General features: G+C 69.4%; 23 protein-coding genes and 2 tRNA genes. 9 read left to right on the top strand and 16 right to left on the bottom strand.

Annotation, left to right across the window (positions count from 1 at the left end; genetic code table 11):
• Window positions 1–346: 346 nt before the first annotated feature.
• A tRNA-Thr gene (locus RS883_RS13735) sits at window positions 347–421 on the bottom strand.
• Window positions 422–512: 91 nt separating this feature from the next.
• Here RS883_RS13735 and RS883_RS13730 point away from each other — a divergent pair.
• Window positions 513–644 (top strand): hypothetical protein, encoded by a 132-nt coding sequence (locus RS883_RS13730; protein WP_315760747.1) that lies wholly within the window; start codon window positions 513–515, stop codon window positions 642–644.
• Between the two features lie 3 nt (window positions 645–647).
• Here RS883_RS13730 and RS883_RS13725 read toward each other — a convergent pair whose 3' ends face one another.
• Window positions 648–2273: a M28 family peptidase gene (locus tag RS883_RS13725; protein ID WP_315760746.1), complete on the bottom strand. Its 1626-nt coding sequence runs from the start codon at window positions 2271–2273 to the stop codon at window positions 648–650.
• A gap of 138 nt (window positions 2274–2411) precedes the next feature.
• Window positions 2412–2488, bottom strand: a tRNA-Arg gene (locus RS883_RS13720).
• 83 nt (window positions 2489–2571) lie between these two features.
• Between RS883_RS13720 and RS883_RS13715 the strand changes: the two genes are divergently transcribed.
• Together RS883_RS13715 and RS883_RS13710 are read left to right on the top strand one after the other, a co-directional pair.
• Entirely contained in the window at window positions 2572–3075 is a 504-nt protein-coding gene (locus tag RS883_RS13715; protein ID WP_315760745.1) for a hypothetical protein, read from the top strand.
• Between the two features lie 174 nt (window positions 3076–3249).
• Entirely contained in the window at window positions 3250–3768 is a 519-nt protein-coding gene (locus tag RS883_RS13710; RefSeq protein WP_315760744.1) for a hypothetical protein, read from the top strand.
• A 7-nt stretch (window positions 3769–3775) separates the two neighbouring features.
• Here RS883_RS13710 and accC read toward each other — a convergent pair whose 3' ends face one another.
• From accC to aroQ, 3 genes are read right to left on the bottom strand one after another with little or no spacing between them, the layout of a single operon-like run.
• Window positions 3776–5125 carry an acetyl-CoA carboxylase biotin carboxylase subunit gene (gene accC / locus RS883_RS13705; RefSeq protein WP_315760743.1) on the bottom strand — a complete coding sequence of 450 codons (1350 nt, stop codon included), beginning with the start codon at window positions 5123–5125 and terminating at the stop codon, window positions 3776–3778.
• A gap of 1 nt (window position 5126) precedes the next feature.
• Window positions 5127–5624 carry an acetyl-CoA carboxylase biotin carboxyl carrier protein gene (gene accB / locus RS883_RS13700; RefSeq protein ID WP_315760742.1) on the bottom strand — a complete coding sequence of 166 codons (498 nt, stop codon included), beginning with the start codon at window positions 5622–5624 and terminating at the stop codon, window positions 5127–5129.
• Window positions 5625–5657: 33 nt separating this feature from the next.
• Complete coding sequence (aroQ, locus tag RS883_RS13695) at window positions 5658–6095, bottom strand: type II 3-dehydroquinate dehydratase (RefSeq protein WP_315760741.1); 438 nt, start codon at window positions 6093–6095, stop codon at window positions 5658–5660.
• A gap of 117 nt (window positions 6096–6212) precedes the next feature.
• Here aroQ and thiS point away from each other — a divergent pair, with 117 nt between their 5' ends.
• Window positions 6213–7217, top strand: a complete 1005-nt coding sequence (gene thiS, locus RS883_RS13690; RefSeq protein WP_315760740.1) for a sulfur carrier protein ThiS — start codon at window positions 6213–6215, stop codon at window positions 7215–7217.
• An 80-nt stretch (window positions 7218–7297) separates the two neighbouring features.
• Window positions 7298–7468, top strand: coding sequence for a CsbD family protein (locus RS883_RS13685; protein ID WP_315760739.1), 171 nt, complete (start codon window positions 7298–7300; stop codon window positions 7466–7468).
• Between the two features lie 116 nt (window positions 7469–7584).
• Here the strand turns inward: RS883_RS13685 and RS883_RS13680 are convergent, their stop codons facing one another.
• Window positions 7585–9231, bottom strand: coding sequence for a thiamine pyrophosphate-binding protein (locus RS883_RS13680; protein WP_315760738.1), 1647 nt, complete (start codon window positions 9229–9231; stop codon window positions 7585–7587).
• 79 nt (window positions 9232–9310) lie between these two features.
• Here RS883_RS13680 and RS883_RS13675 point away from each other — a divergent pair, with 79 nt between their 5' ends.
• Entirely contained in the window at window positions 9311–10549 is a 1239-nt protein-coding gene (locus tag RS883_RS13675) for a TIGR04063 family PEP-CTERM/XrtA system glycosyltransferase (RefSeq protein WP_315760737.1), read from the top strand.
• Window positions 10519–11343, top strand: coding sequence for a hypothetical protein (locus tag RS883_RS13670; protein ID WP_315760736.1), 825 nt, complete (start codon window positions 10519–10521; stop codon window positions 11341–11343). The genes RS883_RS13675 and RS883_RS13670 overlap by 31 nt, the downstream gene beginning before the upstream one ends.
• Window positions 11344–11478: 135 nt before the next feature.
• Here the strand turns inward: RS883_RS13670 and RS883_RS13665 are convergent, their stop codons facing one another.
• Both RS883_RS13665 and RS883_RS13660 read right to left on the bottom strand, forming a co-directional pair.
• A complete protein-coding gene (locus RS883_RS13665) occupies window positions 11479–11790 on the bottom strand; it encodes a hypothetical protein (RefSeq protein WP_315760735.1) in 312 nt (103 codons plus the stop codon).
• Window positions 11790–11969 (bottom strand): hypothetical protein, encoded by a 180-nt coding sequence (locus RS883_RS13660; protein WP_315760734.1) that lies wholly within the window; start codon window positions 11967–11969, stop codon window positions 11790–11792. Before RS883_RS13660 ends, RS883_RS13665 begins: the two co-directional genes overlap by 1 nt.
• Before the next feature lie 90 nt (window positions 11970–12059).
• On the opposite strand from RS883_RS13660, the gene RS883_RS13655 reads away from it, so the two are divergent.
• Window positions 12060–12680 (top strand): S24 family peptidase, encoded by a 621-nt coding sequence (locus tag RS883_RS13655; protein ID WP_315760733.1) that lies wholly within the window; start codon window positions 12060–12062, stop codon window positions 12678–12680.
• Here RS883_RS13655 and RS883_RS13650 read toward each other — a convergent pair.
• A complete protein-coding gene (locus tag RS883_RS13650; RefSeq protein WP_315760732.1) occupies window positions 12675–12854 on the bottom strand; it encodes a hypothetical protein in 180 nt (59 codons plus the stop codon). The genes RS883_RS13655 and RS883_RS13650 overlap by 6 nt on opposite strands.
• A gap of 158 nt (window positions 12855–13012) precedes the next feature.
• Here RS883_RS13650 and RS883_RS13645 point away from each other — a divergent pair, with 158 nt between their 5' ends.
• Window positions 13013–13219: a hypothetical protein gene (locus tag RS883_RS13645; protein WP_315760731.1), complete on the top strand. Its 207-nt coding sequence runs from the start codon at window positions 13013–13015 to the stop codon at window positions 13217–13219.
• 104 nt (window positions 13220–13323) lie between these two features.
• Here RS883_RS13645 and RS883_RS13640 read toward each other — a convergent pair whose 3' ends face one another.
• Genes RS883_RS13640 through RS883_RS13615 form a run of 6 tightly spaced genes read right to left on the bottom strand, consistent with a single transcriptional unit; the run spans window position 13324 to window position 22224 of the window.
• Window positions 13324–15120, bottom strand: coding sequence for a glycoside hydrolase family 9 protein (locus RS883_RS13640; RefSeq protein WP_315760730.1), 1797 nt, complete (start codon window positions 15118–15120; stop codon window positions 13324–13326).
• Between the two features lie 10 nt (window positions 15121–15130).
• The gene (locus tag RS883_RS13635; protein WP_315760729.1) at window positions 15131–16150 is read right to left on the bottom strand and encodes a cupin-like domain-containing protein; all 1020 of its coding nucleotides are present in this window, start codon (window positions 16148–16150) and stop codon (window positions 15131–15133) included.
• On the bottom strand, window positions 16147–17679 hold the full coding sequence (locus RS883_RS13630) for a tryptophan halogenase family protein (RefSeq protein ID WP_315760728.1): 1533 nt from the start codon (window positions 17677–17679) through the stop codon (window positions 16147–16149). Before RS883_RS13630 ends, RS883_RS13635 begins: the two co-directional genes overlap by 4 nt.
• A complete protein-coding gene (locus RS883_RS13625; protein WP_315760727.1) occupies window positions 17676–19262 on the bottom strand; it encodes a tryptophan halogenase family protein in 1587 nt (528 codons plus the stop codon). Before RS883_RS13625 ends, RS883_RS13630 begins: the two co-directional genes overlap by 4 nt.
• Window positions 19259–20716, bottom strand: coding sequence for a tryptophan halogenase family protein (locus RS883_RS13620; protein ID WP_315760726.1), 1458 nt, complete (start codon window positions 20714–20716; stop codon window positions 19259–19261). Before RS883_RS13620 ends, RS883_RS13625 begins: the two co-directional genes overlap by 4 nt.
• The gene (locus RS883_RS13615) at window positions 20713–22224 is read right to left on the bottom strand and encodes a tryptophan halogenase family protein (protein ID WP_315760725.1); all 1512 of its coding nucleotides are present in this window, start codon (window positions 22222–22224) and stop codon (window positions 20713–20715) included. The genes RS883_RS13620 and RS883_RS13615 overlap by 4 nt, the downstream gene beginning before the upstream one ends.
• Window positions 22225–22259: the final 35 nt, after the last annotated feature.

Here is a 22259-nt window from a genome sequence, read left to right as displayed (position 1 = left end):
GCATGAACGGCGTGACCGTGATCTCGAGCGGTGATCGCTTTCGTCATTGTGAAAGCGCTTCGAGGTGGGGAGCGGCCGACGGGCAACGGGAGATCAGGGCCTCGTCTTTTCACGCACCAAAGGACTGGCGCATGCCCACGGCTTCTAAAATTCATCTGCGTTCGGCAGGCTCAGGCCCTCATCGCGCCCCTACTCAAGTGCCCATACAGGCTCGAGACGGGCGTCATTCGCCCGCCTGCTTGCCGGGCGTACGTTTCCGATTGCTTCCGATGCGCTTCCGAATTCGAAAACGACAAAAATGCCCGAGGGCGTCGAGGTGGCAAGTCGTTGATTTTAAAGGGAAAAATGGTGCTGCCGGTGAGGATTGAACTCACGACCTCAGCCTTACCAAGGATGCGCTCTACCACTGAGCTACGGCAGCACCGGGTCCGCTCGGAAGCGGACAGGGCCGGGCCTATGAGTGGCGCCCCGACGATTGTCAACCCGGCCCGCGACGATCTACGGACGACGCCATGGAAACTGCCGACGACCGCAAGAAGCGCCTGGCCGAGGCGCTGCGCACCAATCTTCGCCGCCGCAAGGCGCAGGCGCGCGGGGAGGGGGCGCAGGGCGACCAGCCAGAGGCCAAGCCGCCCCGCGACTGAGGCTCAGCGCCGCTGGGCCGCGGTCTGCTCGCGGACGGCCTTGAACTCCGATCCCGCGCGCCACTGCGGCCAGGCGGTCCCGTTCGCCAGGTCGAAACCGATCCGGCGCACCAGCTCGACATCCGCCGCCGCGCCGCGCAGATCCCAGTCGGCCGACCAGGCGTCACAGGTCTGGTGATAGCAGCGCATATAGCTTTCCAGCCACGCCTCGCCCGCCGCACGCCCGCCCTGGACCAGGTCGGGTGCGCCGCTGATCGCCATCAGGAGGAGCGTCGGCACGCCGCGACGCGCGAGCGAAAAGTGATCGGCGCGGTAGAACAGGCCGCGCTCCGGCAGCGCTTCCGGCGTCACCGTGCGGCCCTGAGCCCGTGCGGCGGCCGCCAGCGAGTCCTCCAGCGCGTTCTGGCCGGCGCCGACCAGCAGCACGTCGCGCGCGGGACCGGCGGTCTGGAGGATGTCGAGCGTCAGGTTGGCCACCGTCTTCGCCGCAGGATAGACGGGGTTGGCGGCATAGGTCTCGGACCCGAGCAGGCCGCGCTCCTCGCCTGTCCAGAGCGCGAAGACCTGCGTGCGGGCGGCGGGCTTCGCCCTGGCGGCGGCGCGGGCGATTGCGAGGACGCCGGCGGTGCCGAGCGCGTCGTCATTGGCGCCGGGGCGGATGCGGCGGCCCTGTGCGTCGGGTGCGCCTTCGCCGTAGGCGTCCCAGTGCGCGCCGTACATCACCACCTCGTCCGGGCGGGTGCGGCCGGGCAGCTTGGCGAGGACGTTGCGGCTCTCGGCGCGCGTGAAGCTGACGGGCAGGTCGGCGGAGAAGCCCGCGCCCTTCAGCGTCACCGGCCGGAAATCGGACCGGCGCGCGAGCTTGCGCTGCTGCGCTAGGTCGAGGCCGGAGGCCGCGAACAGCCGCGTCGCCGCCTCACCCTCGATCCAGCCCTGAAGCGTCACGCGGGCGGCGGGCGGGCCGGCGACGTCGTAGTTTTCGCCCGCCGGTGCGTTGACCGTCGCCCAGCCATAGCCCGCGCCCGGCGTGTCGTGGACGATCAAAGCCGCCACCGCGCCGCGCCGCGCCGCCTCCTCGAACTTGTAGGTCCAGCGACCGTAATAGGTCATGCGCCGGTCGCCGAACTTGCCCTTGGCATCGTCGCCCGCCACCGCCTCGAAATCGGGATCGTTGACGAGGAAGACGGCGACCTTGCCCTTGAGGTCGACGCCCTTGAAATCGTCCCAGCCGCGCTCGGGCGCGCTGACGCCATAGCCGACGAACACCATCGGTGCGTCCTTGACCGCCGCGCGCTGAAGCGGGCGGACGGTCGACAGATAGACCTCCTTGCCCTGCGTCCAGGTGGTGCCGTTGGCGCTGACGGCACCCTTGCCGAGCTGCGTGCGGACCAGCGGCACGGCCTGAGTCCAGCTGCCGTCCGGTCCGCCGGGCTGGAGCCCCGCCGCCTTGAACTGCTCGATCAACCACGCGACCGTCTTGTCCTCGCCAGGCGTGCCCGGCGCACGACCGCCAAAGGCGTCGCTGGCCAGCACCTTCACATCGGCCGACAAGGCCGCCGGCGACATGGGATCGGACGGCTGCGCCGCGCCCAGAAGCGGCAGCGCGGCAAGAGCGAGAAGGCGTGGCATCGATGGTCCTCCGGGCGGCAGGTCACAGGCTCCCGACATGGAAGCGACCGCGAAAGGAGGGCTCTATAGCGAGGCGGACGCGGATTGGCGAAGGGGCGGAAACCCGCACCTGCCGCATCGTCGATGTCTTGGAAAAACTGGCGCGCCCGGAACGATTCGAACGTCCGACCCTCAGATTCGTAGTCTGATGCTCTATCCAGCTGAGCTACGGGCGCGCGGTAGGAGGGGGCCTCTAAACGGCGTTCGCGGACCGCGCAACCCGTTGCGTGCAAAAAAACGGAGGGATAGGCGTTGGGGCGTGATGCGGCTTCTTCTCCCCCTTGCGATCGCCCTGGTGCCGGCTGCGTGCGCGGCTCCGCGCGACGATGGTTATCCCTCGCTCCTGCCGCGGCCGATCGAGAAGCGCGGCTTCGCGGATCCGACGCCCGCGCCGCCGCCCGTCGCGCAGAACGATCCCGCGCTGGAGGTCGAGATCGATCGTCAGCGTGGTGCGCTGGCGCGGGCGGGAATGTCCTTCACCGCCAAGGCCGACGAGGCGGAGCGGCTCGCCGCGCGCGCCAGGGGGGCGGCGGCGGGCAGCGAGCCCTGGATCGCGGCGCAGGTGGCGCTTGCCGAGCTCGACACGCTGCGGAGCGGCTCGGCGGGGGCGCTTGCCGATATCGAGCGTCTGGCGATCGACCGCGCGAGCGAGGGCAAGCCGCCCTATCCAAAGCTGGAAACCCTGCTGGCGGACGCGCGCACGCAGAACGCGGGCGAGGCGGAGCGGATCACGCGGATCGAGGGAATGATGCCGCGGGCGTGAGGGCGATCAGACGCAAGCAACGTTGCCCGAAGCTTCTCGAAGGGCTGCTTTTTTAAGCGGAAGGAAGAAGGGCAGTGCTTCGACACGCTCAGCACGAACGATGATGAGCGGCGTCGGCGCTCACGGCGTTTCGTCGTACCGCTTTGTTTTGCCCTCGCGAGTTAGACACCCGCTATGTCGATTCCGTTCAGCATCGACGGTCGAGTGACGCTGGATATCGACGCATTGCCGCCCGGTCTCGATCCGGTGCAGCGCCTCGCCGAGGCGCTGCACGCTCAAACGGTCGACAGCATCGAAGTCGTCGGAACGACGCTGCGGTTTTATCCGGTGACGAAGGGCAATGACGACCGTCCCCGCCCGGAGGGCAATGGCTGGATGCTTGACAGCACCGGCGCCGGCAGCCTGATCGTCACACACCATGATCGACAGGTGGAGGTGCGTTACCGCATCGATACGCGATTGCTGTTCTGGCTGCCGACCATCTTGGCACCGCTCATCTTCGCCGCAATCCGCATTCACGGCGGCGTCGAGCAGGAACGAACGGCTTTGTACTTTGCCGCCGGGATCTGGTCCGTCTGGTTCCTGGCGACCTATGTCAGCGTGTGGTGGGAGTTCGCGCGTTGGCTGCGCGCGAACCTCACCTCCGCGGAACTAGCGCCGGTCAAAAGACTGCGCGTGCCGTCATCGCCGTAGCCGACGATCACCCCTCCCGCGCGAGCCATTCCTCCAGCCACTTGATCGTGTAGGCGCCTTCCTGGAACTCGGGATCGTCGAGGAGCGACTGGTGGAGCGGGATCGTTGTCTTAACGCCCTCGACCACGAACTCCTCGAGCGCGCGACGGAGGCGCATGAGGCAGCCTTCGCGCGTGCGGCCATAGACGATCAGCTTGGCGATCATCGAATCGTAATAGGGCGGGATGCGATAGCCCGCGTACAGCCCGCTATCGACGCGGACGTGCATGCCGCCCGGCGCGTGAAAATAGCTGACGGTGCCCGGCGAGGGCGCGAAGCTGCGCGGATCCTCGGCATTGATGCGGCATTCGATCGCGTGGCCGGTGAAGCGGATGTCTTCCTGGGCCACCGACAGGCCGTGCCCCTCGGCGACGCGGATCTGCTCGCGGACCAGGTCGACGCCGGTGATCATCTCGGTTACCGGATGCTCGACCTGAAGCCGGGTGTTCATCTCGATGAAGTAGAACTCGCCGTTTTCCCACAGGAACTCGATCGTGCCCGCGCCGCGATAGCCCATGTCGGCCATCGCCTTGGCGACGATGCTGCCCATCCGCTCGCGGTCCTCGGCGGACAGGACGGGAGAGGGGGCCTCTTCCAGCACCTTCTGGTGGCGGCGCTGGAGGGAGCAGTCGCGCTCGCCCAGGTGGATGGCATTGCCGTTGCCGTCGCCGAACACCTGGAACTCGATGTGGCGCGGGTTGCCGAGATATTTCTCGATATAGACGGTGGCGTCGCCGAACGCGGCCTTCGCCTCGCTGCCCGCCTGCTGCATCAGCGTCTCGAGCTGGTCGGGCGAATTGCAGACCTTCATGCCGCGCCCGCCGCCGCCGCTCGCCGCCTTGATGATGACGGGATAGCCGATCGCCTCGGCGATGCGGCGCGCCTCTTCGACATCCGAGACGGCCCCGTCGGAGCCGGGGACGAGCGGCAGGCCGAGCGCGCCGGCGGTGCGCTTGGCCTCGACCTTGTCGCCCATCACGCGGATGTGCTCGGGCTTGGGCCCCACGAACAGGATGTTGTGGAGCTCGACGATCTCGGCGAACTTGGCGTTCTCGCTGAGGAAGCCATAGCCGGGATGGATCGCGTCGGCGCCCGAGATTTCGGCGGCCGAGATGATGTTGGGGATGTTGAGATAGCTTTCGCCCGCCGGCGGCGGGCCGATGCAGATCGCCTCGTCCGCGAGGCGCACATGCATCGCGTCGGCATCGGCGGTCGAGTGCACCGCGACCGTCTTGATCCCCATCTCATGGCACGCGCGGTGGATGCGTAGCGCGATCTCGCCGCGATTGGCGATCAGGAGCTTTTTGATCTGCGGCATTTCAGCTGACGACGATCAGCGGCTGGTCGAACTCGACGGGCTGGCCGTTCTCGACGAGCACCTGCGTCACCGTGCCCGCGGCGGGGGCGACGATCGGGTTCATGACCTTCATCGCCTCGATGATAAGGAGCGTGTCGCCCGCGGCCACGGTCTGGCCGACGCCGGCAAAGGGCTTGGCGCCGGGCTCCGCGGCGAGATAGGCGGTGCCGACCATCGGCGACTTGACCGCAGTGGCGGCGGCGGCCGGAGCCGAGGCGCCGGTCTCCGCCACGGCGGGCGCGGACGCCGCCGGCTGCGGCGCGTGGGCGATCGCCGGGGCATAGGCGGGCGCGGCGTGCATCATCGGCGCCACCGTGACTTCACGCGCGACGCGGACGCGGCGCTCGCCATCCTCGACCTCGATCTCGGTCAGTTGCGTCTCGTCGAGGACGCCGGCGAGCTGCCGGACCAGTTCGATATCGACACGCATGTGGCGCTTGTCTTCGCTCTCTTCGGCCATGCGACTAGTGCTTCCCAATCAAAAGGCGGCGCTTTAGGCCAGCCGTGCGGCGGCTTCAAGCGCGAGGAGGTAGGAGGTCGGGCCGAAGCCCGCGATCGTGCCGTGCGCGGCCATCCCCACAAAGCTCTTGTGGCGAAAGCCTTCGCGCGTGTGCGGATTGGACAGGTGGACCTCGATCACCGGCGTCCGGATCGCCTTGATCGCGTCGAGCAGCGCCACCGACGTGTGGGTAAACGCGGCGGCGTTGAGCAGCACGGCCCGTGCGCCGACCGCCTGCGCCTCGTGCAGCCAGTCGACCAGATGCCCCTCATGGTTCGACTGGCGAAGGTCGATCTCCAGGTCCAGTTCGCGCGCGCGATCCTCCAGCATGCCGGCGATGTCGTCGAGCGTGTCGGCGCCATAGATGTCCGGCTCGCGCGTGCCGAGCAGGTTGAGGTTGGGGCCGTTGAGAACGAAGACGGTGGCGGCCATCGGCACTTCCGGTTGCGGGCGCGCCGGACGGCGCCTAGATCGAGCGCCTCCATACCCGCACGGACTGTCTCAAGTCGAGACTTGGTTGACGGGGCACAACGACATCGAAGGACGGCGATGCACAGCGACGGCACCATCTCGATCCGCGTCAATGGCGAGCACAAGCGCGTAAAGGACGGGCTGACGCTCGCCGAACTGGCCAGCGAACTGGGGCTCGTCCCCGAAAAGGTCGCGGTCGAGCGCAACCTGGAAGTGGTGCCGCGCTCGACGCTCGCGCAAGTCCGGGTCGAGGATGGCGACGAGCTGGAGATCGTCCACTTCGTGGGGGGCGGTGACCATGCCGCAGCTATCGAGGACGACAGCTGGACGGTGGCGGGGCGCACCTTCCGCTCGCGGCTGATCGTCGGCACGGGCAAGTACAGGGACTTCGCGCAGAACGCCGCCGCGGTCGAAGCCTCGGGCGCGGAGATCGTCACGGTGGCGGTGCGCCGGGTGAACGTCAGCGACCCGGGCGCCCCGATGCTGACCGACTATATCGATCCCAAGCGCGTCACTTACCTCCCCAACACCGCCGGCTGCTTCGACGCCGACAGTGCGATCCGCACACTGCGGCTGGCGCGCGAGGCGGGGGGCTGGGACCTGGTCAAGCTGGAGGTGCTGGGCGAGGCGCGCACGCTCTATCCCAACATGCGCGAGACGCTGACCGCGACCGAGGTGCTGGTGCGCGAGGGGTTCAAGCCGATGGTCTATTGCACCGACGATCCGATCGCCGCGAAGCAGCTCGAGGAGGCGGGCGCGGTCGCGATCATGCCGCTCGGCGCGCCGATCGGGTCGGGGCTGGGCATCCAGAACGAGGTGACGATCCGCCTGATCGTCGAGGGCGCGAACGTCCCCGTGCTGGTCGACGCCGGCGTCGGCCAGGCATCGGACGCGGCACGCGCGATGGAGCTCGGCTGCGACGGCGTGCTGATGAACACCGCGATCGCGGAGGCTAAGGATCCGATCCTGATGGCGGCGGCGATGAAGGCCGCGGTCGAGGCGGGGCGGATGAGCTATCGCGCCGGCCGCATGGCCAAGCGCCGATATGCCGACCCGTCGAGCCCGCTGGCGGGTTTGATCTAGGTTGGAACCAACGACCAGTCGACCCGTTCTCATGACGAACGGCGGATGTGTCGCCGTTGTATTGTGTAAGGAGAATTTCGATGGGCGAGCTGGTCGACAAGATCAAGGGCAACGTCAACGAAGCTATCGGCAAGGTCAAGCAGAACTCGGACAACCCCGAGACGCAGGCTGACGGTGCGGCTCAGGAGGCCAAGGGTAAGGCTCAGCAGATGGGCGGCTCGGTCAAGGGCGCGCTGGGCGACAAGGTCTGATCGATCTGACGCTTTGACTTGAGAAAACGGCCGCTCGTCTTTGGACGAGCGGCCGTTTTGCTATGGGCGGCGATGGCGCGCGGCCTCCACCGCGCCCGGGGGGCTCTTGGGCGTTCTCAGCGGTTGCGCAGCGCCTCGATCGTCGTGGCGAAATTGATGATTTCGATATCGGTGCGCAGGTGGAGCAGGCGGACGCCGCGCTCGGCCCTGGCGCGATCGAGAGCGGCGCCGAAATCCTCGGTGCGCTCGACCGTCTCGGCCGAGGCGCCGTAAGCGCGGGCGAGCGCGGCGAAATCGGGGTTGGCGAGCGTGGTGGCGGAAACGCGGCCGGGAAACTCGCGCTCCTGGTGCATGCGGATCGTGCCGTATCCGCCATTGTCGACGACGATGACGATCAGGTCGGCGCCGTGCTGGACCGCGGTCGCCAGTTCCTGTCCGTTCATCAGAAAATCGCCGTCGCCGGCGATCGCGACGACGCTGCGACCGGGATAGCGGAGCGCGGCGGCGACCGCTGCGGGGGTGCCGTATCCCATCGCGCCGGCGGTGGGCGCGAGCTGACTGCATGGACCTGAATAACGCCAGTAACGGTGCCACCAGCCCGAGAAATTGCCCGCGCCGTTGCAGATCATCGTGTCGGCAGGCATCGCCTCGCGCATCGTCCTGACACACGGGCCGAGGTCCATCGTGACGCCCGCCCGCGGCTCAGGATCGGACCAGCCGAGCCACTCGGCATGCGCCGCCGCGCCGCTGTCGAAATGCGGCAGGTCGGTGACGCCCGCCAGCGCCCGCGCGAAGCTGCGCATGTCCGCGCAGATTGACAGTTCGGTGCGATAGACGCGATTGAGCTCCGCCGGATCGGGGTGGATGTGGACGAAAATCTGGCCGGGATGATCGGGCGTCACCAGCATATAGCCGTCGGTCGTCGCCTCCCCCATCCGCGCGCCGACGACGATCAGCAGATCGGCTTCCTTGATCCGCTTGGGGAGAAGCGGGCAGGGGCCATAGCCGAGATTGCCGGCATAGACCGGCATATCGTTGGGGACCGAGTCCTGCTGCCGGAACGCGGCGGCCACGGGCAGGCCGATCCGCGTCGCCGCCTCGGCAAAGGCGGTGGCGGTGCCGTCGCACCAGCCCGCGCCGCCGACGATCGCGACCGGCCGCTCGGCGCCGCGGATCAGCTCGGCCAGCCGGTCCATCGCGGCGGGGTCGGGCGGCTGGCGCAGCTTCTGGGTGCGCGGACGATCCTCGACCTCGACCGCGTCGAGCAGCATGTCCTCCGGAATCGAGAGCACCACCGGGCCAGGGCGCCCGTTCATCGCGGTGGCATAGGCGCGAGCGACATATTCGGGGATGCGCGCGGCATCGTCGATCCGCGCCGCCCATTTGGCGATCGGCGCGAACATCGCTTCGAAATCGATCTCCTGGAACGCCTCCCGGTGGCGGGTGCCGCGGTCGATGTCGCCGATGAAGAGGATCATCGGCAGCGAGTCCTGCATCGCCACGTGCACGCCGATCGAGGCGTTGGTCGCCCCCGGCCCGCGCGTTACGAAGGCGATGCCGGGCCGCCCCGTCATCTTGCCGTCGGCCGAGGCCATGAAGGTCACGCCGCCCTCCTGCCGACACGTCACCACGTCGATCGCCGGCTCGTCCACCAGCGCGTCGAGCACCGCGAGAAAGCTCTCTCCCGGCACCTGGAACAGCCGGTCGCAGCCTTGCGCCACCAGATTGTCGACAAGGACGCGGCCGCCGGTGCGAAGGGGCATTCTGGTCTCTCCCGTAACGTTTGCCCCGGTCTAAGCCCGGTTGACGCCATGTTAAAGGGCGGCGTGGCAAGGCGGCGTCATGCGTATCCTCCACGTCCTCGACCATGGCCTGCCGCTCCACAGCGGCTACAGCTTTCGCACGCGCGCGATCCTCAAGGCGCAGGTGGCGCGCGGGTGGCAGGTCGCGGGCGTCACCGGCCCGCGCTACAACGTCGTCGACGCGCCGGTCGAGACATTCGACGGGCTGGATTTTCATCGCAGCTCGATGCGTCCCGCCGGCCCGCCACCGATCGGCGAGTGGCGCGAGATCGGCGTATTCGCGCGTGCGATCGAGCGGGCGGTCGACGCGTTTCGCCCCGACATTCTCCACGCGCATTCGCCGGTGACGAACGCGCTCGCCGCGCTGCGCGTCGCCAAGCGCCGCGGGCTGCCGCTCCTTTACGAGATCCGCGCCTTCTGGGAGGATGCGGCGGTCGGCAACGGGACCGGGCGGGAAGGGTCGCTCAAATACCGCGCCACCCGCGCGCTGGAGACCTGGGCGTGCCGCCGCGTCGATGCGGTGGGCGTGATCTGCGAGGGGCTGCGCGGTGACCTGATCGCCCGCGGCATTCCTGGCGACAAGATCATGGTCTCGCCCAACGGTGTCGACCTGTCGCTGTTCGGCGAACCGATGGCACGCGACGAGGCGCTCGCCGCCGAGCTCGGCATCGGCGACGAAGTGGTGGGCTATGTCGGCAGCTTCTATGATTATGAGGGGCTGGACGACCTGATCGCGGCGATGCCGGCGCTGGTGGCACAGCGGCCGCGCGCGCAACTGCTGATGGTCGGTGGCGGGCCGATGGAGCCGGCGCTGCGGGCCGCGGCCGCGGCGTCGCCCGTCGCCAGCCGCATCCGCTTCGTCGGCCGCGTGCCGCATAACGAGGTCGAGCGTTATTACAGCCTGATCGACGTGCTCGCCTATCCGCGCAAGCACATGCGACTGACCGACCTGGTCACGCCGCTGAAGCCCCTGGAGGCGATGGCGCAGCGGCGGCTGGTCGCGGCATCCGACGTGGGTGGCCATCGCGAGCTGATCGAGGACGGCGTGACCGGCACGCTGTTCGCGCCCGACGATCCCGCGGCGATCGCGGCGGCGATGGCAAGGCTGTTTTCGGACCGAGCGGGCTGGGACGCGCGTCGGGAGCGGGCACGGGCGTTCGTGGAGCGCGAGCGTAACTGGTCGTCAAATATTTCGCGGTACCAGCCCGTTTACCAACGGCTTTGCAAAGCCGCAGAAACGGATGAATCATGGTCGCGCTTACCGCCAGTCAACGCCTGAAATCCGACCCGAAGCTACTGGCCATCTCGATCGTGGCGCTCGCCGCGGCGGCGGCGGCGGCGATCCTGCCCACCTGGCGGATCGAGGCGCTGGTGATCGAAAGCGGGCTGCCCGCGCTGCTGCCCGCCGCCGCGCCGCCGCTGGGCGTCACTGCGCGAGGAGCGATCATCGTGCTGGCCGCCGCGATCGCCGCCGCGATTACCTGGGTGGCGGCCGAGCGGGTACTGCCTGTCCGCAAGGTGGTGCGGGAGGTCGCACGGCGCGCCGACCGCCATCCGGATGCGCCCGTACGCGAGCCGGTGAAAGCAATGCGCGACTTGGGGACGCCGTTCCTCGAGGCAGCAACACCGCCGCCCGAACGCGATCTGCCCGCGGACCTGGAGACGCCGCTCGCGAGCTTCGATCCGGCGGCGATCCCGTCCGAACCGATGACGCCGAGCGCGGCGGTCCGCCCCCTGTTCCGCCCCGAGCCGGTCGCAGAGCCCGAACCGATCGTCGAGGCTAAGGCGGCGGAAACCGTCGAGGACAAGTCGGTGGTCGAGCATGTCCGCATCGAGACGTTCGAGGTGACCCCGACGGTGCGCGTGCCGTCATTGTCGCTGCTGTCCTCGGTGCCCGAGCGCACCGAGCCCGCGATCGCCGGGCCCGAGACCGAAGCGACGATCCACGCGCTGCTCGACCGGCTGGAACGCGGCGTCCGCCGCCGCGGCGTCTCGGCGCTGACCGAACGCGCCGGGGCAGGAGATCTGAGCGAGGCGTTGAAGACGCTGCGGCGGTTCGCAGCGGCGCACTAAGAACCCAAATCCTCCCCTGAAAGGGAGGGGGACCATGCGCAGCATGGTGGAGGGGTATTGGCCTCGAGCGCAGCGCCTGCGGCGACACCCCTCCACCAGCCTGCGGCTGGTCCCCCTCCCCTTGCAGGGGAGGATCTATGCGGTTTCCACCGTCAACGCCTCGATCTTGGCGGTGAAGCCGTCGCCACGCCGCGCGCGCCGAACCACCACGCAATCCGCCATCAACTGCCCCCGCATCGGCAGCTCCGCCTCGGCCAGTCCGCCAAGCCACGCCGCCGCCGCATCCCCTGCGACCTCGACATCCAGCACGTGCCGCGCGCCCGCGAACGTCGCGCTCGCCCAGCGCGTCGCGACCGCGTCGGCGATCGTCAGCGACACACCCGCGCGCGCCGCCGACTGGTGCAGCGCGCGTTCGACCAGCGTTCCCGCATCGGGTCCGCGCGCCATCAGTGCGCCTCCCCGTCGGCCAGATAGGCCTCGATCCGCGCGCGCATCGACGCACCGGGCTCCCGCCCCCGGCGCATGTCGAGCACGAGGCGCGGATCGCGCGCCACCGTCCGGCCGAAGCGCGTGACCGGTATCCCCGTGGCCTTCAGATGCGCTTCGATGCGCGGCAGCAACTCCATCCCGCTTCTCCCACCTGCGACTCAGATGTTCCTTAAATGTTCTCGCATTTCCAACTTGTCTAGGAAAAATCCTATGACTATGGATCGGGCATGTTGGTCGAGGATCCTCGCGCGGCACTGGCGCGGCTGGCGGCGGAGCGGGGCGTCAGCCTGACGAGGCTGTCGCGGTTGATCGGCCGCAACGCCGCCTATGTGCACCAGCACGTGACGCGCGGATCGCCGCGGCGGCTGGACGAGCAGGACCGGGAGACGATCGCGGCGTTCCTGGGTGTGGACGAGGCGCTGCTGGGCGGCCGTGCGGCGCCGGCGATGGCAGTGGCGCGCTACGACCTGTCGGCATCGGCGGGGCCGGGAACGCTGGCGGAGATCGAGGCGCCGCGCCGCGCCGCGATGCTGCCGGCGGAGATGCTGGCGGGGCTGGGCGTGCGCGCCGACGACGCCTCGATGATCCGCGTCGCGGGCGAGTCGATGGTGCCGACCCTGTGGCCGGGCGACGACATCCTCGTCGACGCCGCGCGGACCGACGTGGCGCGGAGCGGCGGCGTCTATGTGCTGCGGCTCGGCGACGTGCTGATGGTCAAGCGTGTGGCGCGCGAGGCCGGCGGCGTTCGCGTGACGAGCGACAATCCGGAGGCGGAGTCGCCCGGTCTGGTCGCCCCCGCCGATCTGTCGATCATCGGCCGCGTGGTGTGGGTCAGCCGGCGGCTATGACCGCCGGTCGCGCCGCCAGATGAGAAGCGAGATGACGGCGCCGACGGCGATGCCGCCGAGCAGACCCAGGCTCGGCTGACGCAGCACGAGCCCGAGCACGACGCCGATCAGGATTGTCAGCGCAAGGATTGCACCGCCCGCCACCGGGCCGCGAGAGGAACGCGGGTCGCTCATGCCGCGCGCCTTGCCACGTCCCGGCGCGGGACGCCAGCCGTCCCGCCGCGGCACGCCGGTCCCGGGCAGGGACGGGGCCGCGAAGGCCATTAACCCTCGAACGCCGCCGCCGCGCGTCCGCTTGTCAGGCTGGCACGGGCCGTGGATAGGGGCCGCGCATGACGAGCTTCTACCTGCCCGATGCCGCAGCCCTTCGCGAGGCGGAGGACCTGATGACGATGATGGGCGAAGAGGCCGAGGACGAGGCCAACGCCCGCGCCGCGCGCAGCCGCGACGTCGGCAACCACATCGCCTTTTGCCGCTGGCGCCAGATCGGCCGCCTGATCGCGTTCTTGGGCAGCGACGAGCGGCCCATCCTTCACTAATTTTCCGAAGGTTTGCGTGAGGCCCCGTTCGTCCTGAGCTTGTCGAAGGACGTGCCAACGACCGCACGGCTCCCCACGTGCTTCGACAGGCTCAGCACGAACGGTCAAGGGTTGGCGGGCTTGGCCTGATCCACATAGGCCGCGACCCACACCAGCGGCGCGTTCCAGTTGATCGCGACTTCGTTCCACGCATAGGCGCCGATGTCGTCGGCCCAGCAGCGCTGCGGCGCGCATTTGCCCTGGCTGCGCTTCGCGACCTCGTCGGCGAAGGCGGTGTTGTTCGCACCGCCCGACAGCGTCCCCGGCGGCGGGCCGGGAAGCCGCTTATCCAGGCTGGGCGCCCAGAAGCGGTGGTGCGGGTTGGCAAGCGGGCGCGAGCCGAAGCCGGCGACATACGACTGGTCGATGGGATTGCGCCCCAGCACATAATCGAGCGTGTCGATCATCGCCGCACGATATTCGGCCTTCCCCGAGAGCTTGTGCGCGGCGCCCAGGATCATCCCGCGATTGAGGATCGCGCCGTTCGATCCCCAGGGATAGCGCATCGTCGCATAGGGGATGCGATAGCCGGTCTGCGCCCGCTCTCCCGCGAAGCGATCGGCGAGCGCGGTGAGGCGCGCGCGCTCATGCGCCGCGACCGGCTCGGCGATGCCGGGGGCGGTGGCGAGCGTCACCGTGCCGAGCAGGCCGACATCGCTCCAGCTCGGCTCCGACACGGGCGTATCGGTGTAGCGCGGCGAAGCGGTGACGACGTCGCGGTACGGTGCCTCGGCCGTCGTCGCGTAGAGCTCGGCTGCGGCCCAGAAGAACTCGTCGGCAAGCTGCGCGTCGCCATAGCCGCCGCTGCCGGTGAAGGCGGTGGCGGCGTACACCTCCGGGTTGCGCTGCGCGGCGGCGAAGGCGCGCCTGGCGGCGGCGAGGGAGCGCGCGGCGAAAGCGGGGTCGATCGTCCGCCACAACCGTGCGCCCTGCGCGGCGACCGCGGCAAGGTTGAGCGTCGCCGCCGTGCTCGGCGGATAGAGGAGGCGCGTCTCGCGATCCTCGTGCGGCGGCATCGGCAGCTTGGTCCAGTTGGCGTCGGCGATCTTGTGGTGCGCCATCCCGCCAGCGTCCACGGCGGTGAGCGTCAGCGCCCGGTCGCGGGGCTGCTGCCCTACCGGCAGCGACGTGCGCGTGCCCTCCGGCACCTGCATCCTCAGCAGGAAGTCGAGCTCGACCCGCGCCTCGTCGAGAAGGTCGGAGACGCCGTTCCCCGCCTCCGGCAGCGCGGCGCTGCCGTCCGGAAAGGCGCGCGTGACTTCGTAGAGGTTGAGAAGAGTCCACAGCGAAATGCCGCCATTGACGACATATTTGCCGTGGTCGCCGGCATCGTACCAGCCGCCGGTCACGTCGATCGTGTAGTCGCAGCCGGGCCAGACGGTGCCGCGCGGATCGGCGCCCTTGAAGCAGGCGGCGACCTCGCGCTTGTGACCCGCGGGCCGCGCCCAGCGCTCGCCGCCGGCGAACCGCGCCTCGATCGGCACGCCCGCGCGCTGCTGGTAGAAGAAGTTGAGCGCCCCCTTCGCGAGCGGCGCGTAGAGGCCGGCGCGCACCGCGAACGGCTTGTTCTCTGCACCCGCCATGCGCAGCCGGTATTCGCCGGGCGTGGTCAGGCCGGAGAAGTCGGCGACCTGTACCTTGTCGCCGGAGGCGGCATCGTCGCCGACCGGCTCGGTTCGCCCGCGCGCCGCGACCTTGCCCGCGGCATCGACCACCTGCCAGTCGAGCGCGGTCGCGGCGTCGGTCGCGATCACCGCGCGTTTGGGGCCGTCGGGGAGGAAGCCGAGCTGATTCAGGTGGATCGCCGGCGGTGCCGCGGGCGCGGCGGCGAGCAGGACGAACGGCGCGAGCAACGCTTTCATCGGATGATCCTCAAAGCGGTTGGGCGAGCTGGCGCACGAGGGTCGCGCGGATGCGCTCGGCCGTGTCGCGATCGATCGGGCCGAGCACGCCCTTGACCGCGCCCGGCAGATGGTCGGCGGGCTCGCGATCGGGGCGGAACACCAGATGGTCGAACATCGTCCGCCACGCCGCGCGCTGGTCGGCCGGAAGGCTCCCCAGCGCAAGCAGCGAATGGAGCAGCGCGTCATAGGCGCTGGCGCCGCTCGGCGCGGCGGTGGTCCACCACCAGTTCATCAGGATATTGACGGGGCCGAGCGAGTCCACCGCATGCCACCAGTGAAAGGGGATGTAGATCGCGTCGCCGGGCTCCAGCACCGCGCTCCGCGCCGTGGCCGCGGCCTCGCCAAAGCGCGGAAAGCGCTCGATGTCGGGGGCGGCGGGATCGACCAGGCTGATCGGCGTCCCCGCCGGCGTCAGCTCCAGCGGCCCCATATAGAGGTTTGCGACCTGGTCGGGCGGGAACAAGGTGAACCGCCGACGCCCGGCGATGACGACGCCGACATTCTCCTGAAGGTCGTAATGCGTCGCCACTCGGATCGCGTTGCCCAGCCACAGCCGCGGCACGACCGACGCGTCGACCAAGCCCAAGCGATTCTCGCCCTCGAACCCCGGCACCAGCTCGGCGGCTGGAATCGACTGCACCGCCATTGCATAGGGGCGGTCGGCCGTTCGGTCGCGCAGCAGCCGATCGAGAAAGGGGCCGAGCGGCGTCTGGCCGCGGGTGAAGTTGAGCGCGGTCAGGTCGTCGGTATAGCCGAAGCGTCCCTCGATCTCCGGCGCGCCGACGATCGCGGCGACGGGCTGTTCGCGGCTGAATTGCTTGAGATAATCGACTAGCACCTCGTCGCCCGCACGTGCCGCCTGCACCGCGGGCCAGTCGGCGCCGAGGCCGCGCAGCACGACGGGCTCGCCCGCCGGTCGGATCTCGGCATCGAAGCGGTCGCGCGTAATGCCCACGACCTCGCGGATCGGGGCGGGGGCGGGGATCACGACGCGCGCCTCAGCGGCGTCAGGTCGCAGCCGAGGCGGCGCAGGAAGCCCTCATGCTCCGGCATCGCCCGCGCGGTCTCCCCCACCACCTCGCGGATATGCGCGACTCGCTCCAGCGTCTCCCTGTCGGAGAGCAGGTCGGCGATCGGGTGATAGCTCGCGGGCTCGATCCCCTGGCCGGCCATAACCGACAGCCAGCTCGTCTCGGTGAACAGCTCCTCATGCTCGCGAAAGATGCGGCCGCTTTTGCGGAACATGTCGAGCTTGTAGGCGAGCCCCTCGGGCGGGGTCAGCGTCCGGCAAGTGTTCCAGAACGGCGTGTCGTCGCGCTCGGTCGCCTTGTAGTGGAGGATCAGGAAGTCGCGGATGTCGACATATTCCTGGACCGTCTCGGCGTTGAAGCGATCGATCTCCATCTGGTCGAAACCGCGCGCGGGGAACAGCGTCATCAGCCGCGCGATGCCCGACTGGACGAGATGGATGCTCGTCGATTCGAGCGGCTCCAGGAACCCGCCGGCCAGCCCCAGCGCGACGACGTTGCCGACCCAGGCGCGCTGTCGATGCCCGGCGCGGAAGCGAAGCTGCCGCGGCTCGGCCAGCGGCACGCCGTCCAGATTGGCGAGCAACGTCGCCGCCGCCTCGTCGTCGGAGACGTGCGCGCTCGAATAGACATAGCCGTTGCCGATGCGGTGCTGGAGCGGAATGCGCCATTGCCACCCCGCGGGCCGTGCGGTCGCGCGGGTGAGGGGGAGGCGGTCGCCGCCATTCTCGCACGGCACCGCCAGCGCGCGGTCGCAGGGTAGCCAGTCGGACCAGTCCTCGAACCCCGATCCCATCGCGCCGTCGATCAGCAGCCCGCGAAAGCCCGAGCAGTCGACGAACAGCTCACCCTCGATCCGGCGACCGTCGGATAGGACGACCGCGCTGACATGGCCGCTCTCGCCATGCTTCTCGACATCGACGATCCGCCCCTCGGTCCGCCTGACGCCCCACCGCTCGGCGAGCTTGCGCAGGTAGCGGGCATAGAGCGCGGCATCGAACTGGAACGCGTAGCCGATCTTCGACAGCGGCGAGTTGGGCTGGTCGGGGCGCGGATGCGCGAACTTGCCCGCCATGCCAGCGACCGCCGACAGCGAATAGGCATCGAGCGGCGTCGCGTCGCCCAGGCTGCGCGCCTTGAGCCAATGATGGTGGAATTGCACCCCCATCATGTCGACGCCATAGAATCCGAACGGGTGGACGTAGCGGTGGCCGAGCCGCGTCCAGTCGACGAACTCGATGCCCAGCTTGTAGGTCGCATGGGTTTCGCGAACGAACTCGGCCTCGTCGAAGCCGAGCATCGCGTTGAACAAAGTGATCTGCGGGATCGTCGCTTCGCCGACACCGACGGTGCCGATCTCCTCCGATTCGATGAGCTCGATCTCCAGCCCCGGCAGCTCGCCCGCCACGCGCGAGATGCCCGCGGCCGCCATCCACCCGGCGGTCCCGCCGCCGACGATCACGACGCGGCGGATGCGATCCGCCCTCACAGCGTGAAGCCCTGCCCCGCGAAGGGCGACTCACGCTCGAACGAGAAGGTGGGCAGTGCGGGTTCCGGCGACGCGAAGGGCGAGGCGGCACCGGCGCGGCGGATGAACTCGCCATGCGCAGGCAGCCGTTCGGCGGTGGCGCGATACTCGTCGTGCATCTGCATCAGCGCCTGCGCGACCTTGCCCTCGTCCAGCGCGTCGGCGGCGGGTTCGTGGCTTTCCGGGACGATATGTTGGCCCAGGCACACCGCCACCCAGCTCGTCGTCGCGAACAGCTCGCGCCCCTCCCGGAACAAGCGGCCCTTGGCGCGGAACAGGTCGATCTTGCGTTGGAGGCTGTCGGGCACCGCCATCGTGCGGCAGTGGTTCCAGAAGGGCGTGTCGTCGCGACGCGTCGCCTTGTAATGAAGGAGGACGAAATCGCGCACGTCCTCATAGAGGTCGCGCATCTGGCGGTTGAACTCGTCGCGTTCGATGGGGTCGAAGCGACGGTCGGGGAACAGCGAGATCAGCCGCGCGATGCCCGACTGGATGAAGTGGATCGAGGTCGATTCGAGCGGCTCGATGAACCCGCTCGACAGCCCGAGCGCGACGACGTTGCGGTTCCAGCTTTCGCGCCGCCGCCCGGTCGTGAACCGGATGTGGCGCGGGTCGGCCAGTGGCTCGCCCTCGACATTGTCCAGCAGCACACGCTCGGCGGCATCGTCGTCGATGAAGCGGCTGGAATAGACATGGCCGTTGCCCATCCGGTGCTGGAGCGGGATGCGCCATTGCCAGCCCGAACCATGCGCGGTCGCGCGGGTGAACGGATCGGGCTCCCCCGTCAGCGCGGTGGGCAGTGCGATGGCGCGGTCGCAGGGCAGCCACTCGGTCCAGTCCTCGTATCCGGTCTGAAGCGCTTCCTCGATCAGCAGCCCGCGAAAGCCCGAGCAATCGATGAAGAGTTCGCCCTCCACCCGGCGTCCGTCGGACAGGACGACCGCCTCGACATGCCCATCGTCGGCGCGCGTCTCGACGCGTTCGACCTTGCCCTCGATCCGGGTGACGCCGCCGCGCTCGGCATAGCCGCGCAGATAGGCGGCATAGCGCCCGGCATCGAAGTGGAAGGCATAGAGGAGATCTCGGATCGCCGATTTGGCGTCGGGCGTCGGCCGTCCGAAACGGCCCATGCCGGCGGCGACGGCGCTCATCGACCAGGCGGAGATGTCGGGGATCGACGCCCGCGCCCGCTCGCGCAGCCAGAGCTGGTGGAAATGCACGCCCTGAAGGTCGCGGCCGTGCGATCCGAACGGGTGGAAATAGCGCTCGCCAAGCCCGCCCCAGTCGACGAACTCGATGCCAAGCTTGAACGTGCCGCCGGTCTCGCGAAGGAACTCGTTCTCGTCCAGCCCGAGCATCCGATTGAAGGTGATGATCGGCGGGATCGTCGCCTCGCCCACGCCCACCGTGCCGATCTCGTCCGATTCGACCAGCGTGATGCGCGTGACGCCGTTGGCGAGGAAGCGGGAGAAAGCCGCCGCCGCCATCCAGCCGGCGGTGCCGCCGCCGACGATGACGACGTCGCGAATCGTGTGTTCGTTCATCGGGTGACCTGTCGTTGGAACGCCTGGACGAAGGCGGCGTGCGTGGGCGCGCGCCGGGCGGCGGCGAGGATCGCTTCGCGGTGGCGCGCCATGCCCGCCGCGACCGGGCCGGGCGGCACCGCCTCGATCAGCGGATCGGTTCGGCGCGGCAGCACGCCCTGGCCGAGCAGCACCGCCAGCCAGGAATCGCGCGCGAACGTCTCTTCCTCATAATGCGGCAGGCGTCCGCGCTCGGCGAACTGGCCGAGCGTATGGGCAAGGCTGGGCGGCGGGGTCGCGGGCTGCCAGAACGGCTCGGGGCGGCGGGCGGTCAGATAATGGAGCGCGAGGAAGTCGCGGACGCGCATCGCCTCGGCCGCGCCCTGGCGGTTGAACTCGGCGACCTCGACCGCGGCGCAGTCGCGGCCCGGCATCATCGTCACCAGCCGATCGATCGCGCTGTGGGCAAGGTGAAGGTTGGTCCATTCGAGCGGCTCGACCCGCGTCGCGGCATCGCCGATCGCGACGACGTTGCCGCGCCAGGGCTGCGCGAAGCTGCCCGCAGAGAGGGCGACGACCTCGCCCGGCTGGCCGAGCGCCGCTGCCGCCTGATCGTCGGTCGCGTGATCGCTGGCATAGGCGATGCCGATCGAGGTCTGCGCCAGACCCTCGACGCGCCAGCGCCAGCCAAAGGGCAGGGCAATCGCCTCGTCGAGCGGGGCAGCGGCGGGAACCGGCGGCTGCTCGGCGATCATCAGCCGGTCGCAGCGCAGCCACTCGCGCCAGTCGAGCCACTCGCCGCCAAGCGCGCCGCGCAGGCGGGCCGCGGGGCCGGTGCAGTCGACGAACAGATCCGCCTCGATCGTACCGCCATTGGTCTCGATCGCCGCCACGAAGCCGTCCTCGCGCATCGTGATGCCGTGAAGCTCGCCCGCGACCTCGCGCACGCCCAGATGCCGGGCAAAGGCGCGCAGCATCGCGGCGTGCGCGGGCGGATCGATGAACAGGCCGTGCTCGAACCCACCGAGCGGCCCGCCTTCGGGCGGCACGAACCGGCCCTCGCGCCCGAGCGTCGCCGCGGCCGAGAAGGCATCGAACGGCTCGGCCGCGCCGCCCCGCGCCGCGCGAACCCAATGCTGGTGGAACGAGGCGGTGCCGACCGGCTCGCCATGCGAGCCGTAGGCGTGGACATAGTCGGGCAGTCCCTCGACCCAGTCCTCGAACCGCGTTCCCAGCCGGAAGCCCGACCCCGTCCGCGCCACCGCATCCGCCTCGGCAAGGCCGAGATCGCCATAGAAGGCGAGGATCGACGGCAGCGTGGCTGGCATCCGGTCGGCCAGCGCATCGGCGGGCGGCGCGACCGGCACGATCGCGACGTCGAGCTGCGGCAGTCGCCGCCGCAGCGCCGCCGCCGCCGACCAGCCGGTCAGCCCGCCGCCGACCACGACGACGCGACGGACGGCCTCGCCGATCATGCCGCCTCGGCCATCGGGCAGTATCGTTCGATGAAGCGCAGATGCTCGGGCATCGCGCGCGCGGTCGCGGCGATCTCTTCGCTGAGCTCGGCCATGCCGCGCATCAGCGCGCCGCCGGGGGGCAGGTCGGCGCGCGGATCGAACCCCTGCGGCACCACCCGCTGACCCAGGTACACCGCGACCCAGCTGGCATCGAGGAACACGCCCTCGCGATACTTCACGATCCGGCCGCGGCGGCGGAACAGCTCCATCTTCTCGGCCAGGCTGTCGGGGATCGGCATCGTCCGGACGTAGTTCCAGAAGTCCGAATCATCCCGCTCGGTCGCGTGATAATGGAGGATCAGGAAGTCGCGGATGCGGTCGTATTCGAGGTCGATGATGCGGTTGAACTCGTCCCGATCCGCATCGGCGATGTCACGCTCCGGCCAGAGTTCGAGCAGCGCCGTGATCGCCTGCTGGACGAGGTAGATGCTCGTCGATTCGAGCGGCTCGAGGAAACCGCTCGCCAGCCCGATCGCGACGCAATTTCGCACCCAGCTTCGCTCGCGCCGCCCGGCACGAAAGCGGAGCAGGCGGGGGGATGCCATCGACTCGCCCTCGACCGCGCGCTGGATCGCCGACGCCGCCTCGTCATCGGAGACGAAGGCGCTCGAATAGACATAGCCGTTGCCGGTGCGGTGCTGGAGCGGAATGCGCCAGCGCCAGCCCGCGGGCATCGCGATCGCGCTGGTATAGGGCGTGACCGCGGTCTCGGTGCGGCACGGCATCGCCGCCGCTCGATCGGCGGGGAGCCAGCGCGACCAGTCCTGGAACGGCTCGCCCAGCGCCTCGCCCAGCAGCAGCGAGCGGAAGCCCGAGCAGTCGACGAACAGGTCGCCCTCGATCCGCCGCCCGTCCTCCAGCTTGACCGCAAGAATGTTGCCGCTTTCGCCGTCCAGTTCGACATTGACGACCTTGCCCTCGGTCCGCCGCGCGCCGAGCCCCTCCGCGATCGCGCGCAGATAGGGCGCGAAAAGGACGGCATCGAACTGATAGGCATAGCCGAAGGTGCCCGCGACGCTCGCGGGATCGCCGGGGGTGGTGAACCGCCCCATCCGCGCCATCATGCACGCCATCGAGAATTGCTCGAGCGGCGGCACGTCGTAGCCCGCCAGCCGCAGCCGGGTCCAGTAATGGTGGAAGTCGACGTCGCTCTGCCCGCGCCCGAACGTGCCGAACGGGTGGACATAGCTGTCACCGATCCGGCCCCAGTCGCGAAACTCGATCCCGAGTTTGAAGGTCGCGCGCGTCCAGCGCATGAAGTCAGCCTCGGCGATGCCCAGCCGCTCGTTGAAGGCGCGGATGTGCGGCAGCGTCGCTTCGCCGACGCCGACGATGCCGATCGCTTCCGATTCGATGAGGTCGATGGAAACCCGGCGCGGCAACAGCTTGGCCAGCGCCGCCGCCGCCATCCAGCCCGATGTGCCGCCACCCACGATCACGACCCGCTGCGCGCGTTCGTCCGCCATTTCGCTGTTCCGGACCCTCTTCCCGGCCGCATGGC

It is taken from the genome of Sphingomonas sp. Y38-1Y (genome assembly GCF_032391395.1).
Taxonomy (GTDB): Bacteria; Pseudomonadota; Alphaproteobacteria; order Sphingomonadales; family Sphingomonadaceae; genus Sphingomonas.
The sequence above is the reverse complement of the archived record's forward strand: the minus strand, read 5'-3'. Positions and strand labels throughout refer to the sequence as shown.